General features: G+C 55.2%; 1 protein-coding gene. It reads right to left on the bottom strand.

Features of this window, described 5'->3' with window-relative positions:
* Positions 1 to 161: 161 nt before the first annotated feature.
* Positions 162 to 1,463: an IS1380 family transposase gene (locus V8L71_RS20610; protein ID WP_101146771.1), complete on the bottom strand. Its 1,302-nt coding sequence runs from the start codon at positions 1,461 to 1,463 to the stop codon at positions 162 to 164.
* Between the last annotated feature and the right edge of the window lie 8 nt (positions 1,464 to 1,471).

The following is a 1,471-nucleotide window of genomic DNA, read 5'->3' as shown; positions in this document are numbered from 1 at the left end:
CCCGGATTTCTCATAGCACCTCAGCAAGTACCGCACCCAGGCCGCCATGCTATTAAAAACCTATTGGTACATCTTAAATTGCCTACTTTTTAACCACTTTCCGTCGTTCAGATACACTTCCCCCTTTCCCCCATTGCGTCGGGCCGGGGGCGCCCGCGCATTCAGTTCGGCACCAACCGCCTGACGAGATCGGATAGTTGCGCTTTATAGGGGTAGCTGTCACTCATCAACACCCGGATTCGGCGCGTATTGCGGATGATGACCGCGCCCACTTTGATGAGTTTGAGCCTCAGGTTGCTTGGGCTCATGCGCTCAAAAGGGGTCTTCTTCAGGTAAGTACGTAAGCGCTCGAACAGCGTATAGGCGAAGCCCGATAAGATCAGCCGCCACTGATTGGCCCACCAGTGCGTACTGGAGGTCCGGTCAGCAAACAGGCTCAGTTGTTGATCCTTGATTCGGTTTTCCATGTCGCCCCGAGCACAATACTGCTCGTAGTAAAGCTTGAAGCCGTCGTCGTAACGGGAGCTGATGATAAATCGGGGATTGGAGCCCAGCTCGCTTTCTTCTAGACGAGCGACCACCCAGCGTGGGTATTTCCAAGAGTGTGCTTGATACGGGAAGCGGAACGTCTCTGCCACTTTGCCTCCCACCTGCCATTGGGTCTTGCGCACCAGCATCATGGGCACGTCCACTTCCTTGAGCAGCCGACTGTTCTTACCGATACCCACGATATAGTCAACGTGATGCCGATCGCACCAGTTCAGCATCCGGGGGCGACAAAAGTGACTATCACCTCGTAACACAATGCGCGTATCGGGCCAGTACTGGCGGATAAAGCGCACCAGTAACGCCAGGATGGCCCAGCTGTGATGGCTGTCGCTGTGGTCACTGGTACGCAGATAGCTCACTAGCAGATGGCGGCCACAGAAGACATACAGCGGGAAGTAGCAGTGGTGATCATAATAGCGGTTAAAGAACTTCCCGGGTTGCTCGCCGTGCACGGGAATATCGGTGCCATCAAAGTCCAGCACGATTTCCTTGGGGGGTTGGTCATGCTGCTCAATGAAGTGATGCCACAGTAACGCATGGGCCTTCACCATCGCTTGCCGGTCTACCTTCTGCTCGCTCCGACACAGTGTAGACTTACCCGCCAAGACTTCATCTTCACCTAGCGCGGTCTGAAGCGCTTGGTCGTAACGTAGGGCCTCATGGTCGTTAAAATCTTCGTAGCCCGCGGCGACACCGAACACCCGCTGACGCACCAGAGTGTCGAGCTTGTGACGAACCTGTTCCGGTGCGCGGGGATCATGAAGCACGGAGGCCAAGCGGTGCGTCAGACGATGTTGTTTATCGACTTCCCGTAGCAAGAGCAATCCAGCATCGGAGGTGATGTGGCCCCCAGAGAAATCGGCTTCAATTTGCCGGCGTGAGAGTGGCGAGAAGGTCAGTTTTTCAGGTACCATTTTGGAAG

The sequence above is a fragment of the Vreelandella indica genome (assembly GCF_037070225.1).
GTDB lineage: Bacteria > Pseudomonadota > Gammaproteobacteria > Pseudomonadales > Halomonadaceae > Vreelandella > Vreelandella arctica.
The sequence above is the reverse complement of the archived record's forward strand: the minus strand, read 5'-3'. Positions and strand labels throughout refer to the sequence as shown.

Excerpts from the sequence above, each read along its gene's own strand:
- V8L71_RS20610 (WP_101146771.1), bottom strand. The coding sequence starts at position 1,463 with ATGGTACCTGAAAAACTGACCTTCTCGCCACTCTCACGCCGGCAAATT.